Consider the following 4753-nt stretch of genomic DNA (forward strand, 5'->3'; position numbering starts at 1 on the left):
AGTGGAGACCCGCAGCGGCAGTGGAGACGAAAACCTATGACAACTGTGCAACGCCACAGCACCGCCCGCGAATGCCTGGTCGGTGAAGGTGCGGTGGGTAGCATTGCTTTTCAGCCCCGCAACGGCGTGACCGCGACAGCGGTGTGCGCTGCCGCCACGACTCAAAAATGGAGAGTTGGACCGCTGCCGGGGCGCACGAGGTGTATCGAGGGGGCGCAACCGGCCCTCACCAGGACGCGCGGCTTAGCCGCGCCAGATCGTTCCGTCGCTGGCCGTCTATGGACTGGAATCGCTGCTCGTGGCGGAGACGCTATTATGAAGCACGCCCGACGCATCGTCATCGTCAGAGGCGCCGCAGGCGGGATCGGCCGTGCCCTGGTCGATATTTTTTTGGAGGTAGAGAGACCGTTGTTGCGGTGGACCTTCCGGGCAGCGGCGTGGTTTAACTGGCCGATGGTCTTGGCTACCCGCATCTCGGCCTCGAATGGGACCACTGCCAGACCGTATCGCCGGGTCCTGGATCTCAATCTCACGTGCGCGCGCGAGGCGATCAATGCGATGTGCCCCGGCGGCGTGATCGTCAATCTCAGCCCGATCAACAACGTTCTGCCGTTCTCGCCGCGCCATGCCAACCGTGCCGCGAAGGTGGGGATGGACATGCTGACCGGTGCATGGCGGTCGAACTCGGGCCGGGTCGGCATTTGTACCGCAACCGTTGCTGCCGGCTACCTTCGCACGCCTAACGTTGCTCAGTTGGCCAAGGCTGGCCGCATTGACACGACGGCGATCAGGCGGGGCATCCCGATGGGCAGGATGGGACAACCGGAGGATGTCGCTGATGCAGTGTTCTTCCTTGCTTCGTCCAATGCTTCACACGTCAACGGCTTGATCCTATACGTGGACGGCGGCTGGACCTTGGTCAGTGATGCGGGAACGTCAACGAATTCAATGACGAATGTATAGCGGAGGCTGCGGGTTCGTTGTCGACCGTTCGTCAGGCGACTCAACGAAAATCAAAGAGTCGAGAGCCTCAGGCTCCGGCTGCGCGAGGCGCTTGCAACGCGGCCTGCGATCGAGAATATCGTGTCGGCGATGACGAAAACGTCCTTCTCAGCGTCGAAGCAGTCCAAGTTTTTCTCGCGGTCCTTGCGCGCGCTTTGCCGCAGCACCATGCCGCCGCCAAAGCTGGATCGACACCGGGCCAACGCGATCTGTGCTCATGCCGAGCACTCGCTTGATTGGCCACTCCCTCTGCAAACAAGGAAGCACAATGCAATTCGCGACCTTCATCCTGGCCGCCCAGCGCGGCTATCATCAATCGTCCGACAGCGTCATCCGCAATTCCATCGAACAGGCTATCGTTTCGGAGCAGGCTGGCTTCAGCACTGCGTGGTTCGCCGAGCACCACTTCAACAATTACAGCCTGATTCCGTCACCCTTGATGATGGTGGTGCACTGCGCCGGTGTGACGAGCACCATTCGCCTGGGCACCGCCGTGTGCGTACTGCCGCTTTATCAACCACAGCGCCTGCTTTCCGAAATCGGCTTCGCCGACATCGTTGCGAACGGCCGTCTCGAGCTAGGCGTCGGCCTGGGATACCAGCAGTTCGAGTTCGAGCGCTTCGGTGTCAGTGTCGATGAGGCGCCGTTTGTCTTTTCGGAATACTTGGATATCCTTCTGAAGGGCCTCAACCAAGACATCTTCGAACACGACGGCCACTATGAGAAGATACCCCCGACGGCGATTTCAGTACGCACCGTCCAGAAGCCGACCCCGCCCATCTGGATCGCCGGCGGATCCGCGCGCATGGGCCGGGCCTATCGTGAGGGGCACAACTGTTTTATCACAGCACTCCACAATGGCTTAGAGACCTTGAGCGCCCTGCGCCAATCGATCGAGACGGCGGCGGCGGCTCAGGGTAAAAAGGTCACGGACGCCAAGATATCGCTTCTGCGCTGCTGCTATGCGAGCGACGACGAGGCGGAGATCAACTGCTATCTCGACAATGCCCGTTTCCAGCGCCGGCTATCTGAATCACTGCATCAGCGCCGCCAGCAGAGCCAGGATGGCTATCTGTTGGAGGAAACGCCGACGCAGCAGGATCTGTCGTTCAAGGCCATGCGCGAGAACCTGCCGATCGGCAGCGTGAACCGCGTGATTGATCGGTTGTTGGAAGAGATTGATGTCTTGAAACCTGACCAGATCGCAATTCAGACCCAATTGGGGGATTTCGACCAGAAGACGATGCTGCGCCAGATCGAGCTCTGGGGAGACAAGATCATCCCAGCGGTCAACAAGTCGCTTCGGCCACGCGAGGTTTGAAGCTCGCATCGGCCTGAACTTGTCGACGCAACTGCTTGATCGTTTACAAAGTTGCGCGACACGCTGCTATGGGTTGCTGCATTCGGAAAGTTCGCGTGATCGTCCGAAATCGAAAATGAATTGGGAAAGCAGGATTGGAAGAATGTTTGTGCCCCGTGGCGTTTATTGCTGTTCCTGGGCCTCGGGCGGGGACGCCCGACCCAGCTACTCTCTAAGTGAGATGCAGATTCAGGATGGCGCTAGATCAGGAAAGCAGCAGCCCTACTTCATGCCGACTTCGCCGGAAATATTCGCCTTGAGATAGTCAATCACAACAAGGTTCCGGTTAAGCTCAGGGCTGGGATGAAAATCTGCCCACTCATTTTCGAGCAGATCCTTGGTACCCCCGTTCGCGGTTACGAGGGTCGTTTCGCTGGCCAAACCACGACCAAGAGGGATGTGGGCTCGACAGTCCCGTTCTGCCGCACAAACGGCAGAAATGCCCGGCTTGTCTCGTCCATCACGTGCCCGCCGGCAGCGGAGGCGGCGGAAGTCTATCCGCCATCGGTCAGATCATGGCGACTGTCGGCACCGTATTGGCGGTAGGCGTAGCTTTCTATTTCCATTTTCGAACCCGCCGCTGGTAACCTATCGCGGTCAAGATCTGTGAAACAGGTACGGCAGTGTTTTCCTCTTGGCGCCATCTGATTTGAGGGTTCAGGCCGCTCATCGAGATCGGCGCGCCAAGGATGACGGTTACCCGTTATAGGCGAGGATGTGGTTTTGATGCTGGTAGCTGGCAAGTGAGCAGGTGACATAGTTCTATCCAGTCGAGGGCATGCTCGACCTTCTGTCGCCGCACCAGGAAAATGTATTTAGATACAAGGCGTTTTAGCGGATTGGCTATGTCGCATGTCCGACATTGGTGGTGCGTCCGGACAAGGCCAAGAGACATTGACCTTGCAGGCCCGGTTGCCAAACCCAATCAGCGGAGCGACGCCCATCGCCGGGGGCTGACATACGATGCCGCGCTTTTAAGCGTCGAAGGCGAACAAGGTCCGCCGCTTCAAGTAGTTTCTTTCTGGGCCGCTAGTCGGAGCCGTCTCGAGCGCATCATTGCCTGCGTCGAGGTCGGCGCCCAAGGTACCAACACCCGCTTCATCGTCATCGACCTTTATGATTCCGCGCCCCGCCCCCTGGTCGAAGCCCGCGGACATCCCGCAAAGGTGGCCGTCGAAGGCATGTTCTGCCGGCTCATCGCGATAAGATGCGAGCCCTTGCCGTCAAATTTCCTCGCGGCGGTCTGCATCGCCGCGATCGTCGGCCATTGCAGTCCGGGCCCTGGATCCAGGCCCTGAGGCCCGTCGGGCCCTATCAGCGGAGTGGATGACGACCATAACTACAATCAATTTTACCGATCTTGCGGAGCCTAATATGCACGATCCTGAAAGCCTGACGTGCCGTCCTCGTGATTGTTGCATCGTTGGCTAATGGATAGGACCTTCGGAGAAGAACATGTGCGGGATTGTCGGCATCATTGGACGGCAGCCGGTATCGTATCGATTGGTCGACGCATTGAAGCGTTTGGAGTATCGCGGCTATGATTCGGCCGGCGTTGCGACGATTAACGGGGGTGCCTTGCAGCGGCGGCGCGCCGAAGGCAAGCTCGTCAATCTCGAGACGAGACTGAAGCAAGAGCCGCTGGACGGCACCGTCGGCATCGCGCACACGCGTTGGGCAACCCATGGGGCACCGACGGAACGCAATGCGCATCCGCACTTTGCCAGCGGTGTGGCGGTCGTCCATAACGGCATCATCGAGAATTTCGCCGAGCTGAAAGACGAATTGGCGGCAGCTGGAGCGGAGTTCCAGACCGACACCGACACCGAGGTCATCGGGTATCTGTTGGCGAAATACCATCGGGAGGGCATGAATCGACGTGAAGCGATGCTTGCCATGCTGAAACGCCTTGAAGGTGCCTACGCTCTCGCCATTCTCTTCGAGGATGATCCCTCGACCATCATGGCAGCGCGCAACGGACCGCCCCTGGCGATCGGTCACGGCGACGGCGAGATGTTCCTGGGCTCAGACGCGATTGCGCTTGCTCCCTTCACGAAGGAAATCACCTATCTCGTCGACGGCGACTGGGCCGTCGTTGGCAGGGCCGGCGTCCAGATCTTCGACTTCGACGGGCGTCCGGTCGAGCGTCCGCGCCAGACCTCCATGGCGGCGGCCTATCTGGTCAACAAGGGCAACCATCGCCACTTCATGGAGAAGGAGATCTACGAGCAGCCCGAGGTCACCGCCCATGCGCTTGCTCATTATATAGACTTCACACAGAATCGCGTCGAGACGGTTTCCGGTATCGATTTCGCCAGCATTCCAAGCCTGGCTATCTCTGCCTGCGGTACGGCCTATCTCGCCGGATTGATCGGAAAATACTGGTTCGAG

The 4753-nt window shown here is 59.2% G+C and carries 5 protein-coding genes; 4 read left to right on the top strand and 1 reads right to left on the bottom strand.

Annotation, left to right across the window (positions count from 1 at the left end):
- The first annotated feature begins 315 nt into the window (after positions 1-315).
- Positions 316-963 (top strand): SDR family oxidoreductase, encoded by a 648-nt coding sequence (locus CKW40_RS45245; RefSeq protein WP_244571563.1) that lies wholly within the window; start codon positions 316-318, stop codon positions 961-963.
- Positions 964-1013: 50 nt separating this feature from the next.
- Here CKW40_RS45245 and CKW40_RS45250 read toward each other — a convergent pair whose 3' ends face one another.
- Entirely contained in the window at positions 1014-1172 is a 159-nt protein-coding gene (locus CKW40_RS45250) for a hypothetical protein (protein ID WP_244571564.1), read from the bottom strand.
- A 98-nt stretch (positions 1173-1270) separates the two neighbouring features.
- On the opposite strand from CKW40_RS45250, the gene CKW40_RS41920 reads away from it, so the two are divergent.
- The 3 genes from CKW40_RS41920 to CKW40_RS41935 all read left to right on the top strand — a co-directional run.
- Positions 1271-2323, top strand: a complete 1053-nt coding sequence (locus CKW40_RS41920) for an LLM class flavin-dependent oxidoreductase (RefSeq protein ID WP_095205336.1) — start codon at positions 1271-1273, stop codon at positions 2321-2323.
- A 243-nt stretch (positions 2324-2566) separates the two neighbouring features.
- A complete protein-coding gene (locus tag CKW40_RS41925) occupies positions 2567-2908 on the top strand; it encodes a dCTP deaminase domain-containing protein (protein ID WP_095205337.1) in 342 nt (113 codons plus the stop codon).
- Between the two features lie 909 nt (positions 2909-3817).
- Positions 3818-4753 (top strand): isomerizing glutamine--fructose-6-phosphate transaminase (locus CKW40_RS41935; RefSeq protein WP_143748528.1); only part of this gene is annotated, 936 nt, incomplete at its 3' end.

Source organism: Mesorhizobium carmichaelinearum, assembly GCF_900199455.1.
Lineage (GTDB): Bacteria > Pseudomonadota > Alphaproteobacteria > Rhizobiales > Rhizobiaceae > Mesorhizobium > Mesorhizobium carmichaelinearum.

Bases quoted from the DNA above. Each gene is read 5' to 3' on its own strand.
- CKW40_RS45250 (WP_244571564.1), bottom strand. From the start codon at position 1,172: ATGGTGCTGCGGCAAAGCGCGCGCAAGGACCGCGAGAAAAACTTGGAC.
- CKW40_RS45245 (WP_244571563.1), top strand. From the start codon at position 316: ATGAAGCACGCCCGACGCATCGTCATCGTCAGAGGCGCCGCAGGCGGG.
- CKW40_RS41920 (WP_095205336.1), top strand. From the start codon at position 1,271: ATGCAATTCGCGACCTTCATCCTGGCCGCCCAGCGCGGCTATCATCAA.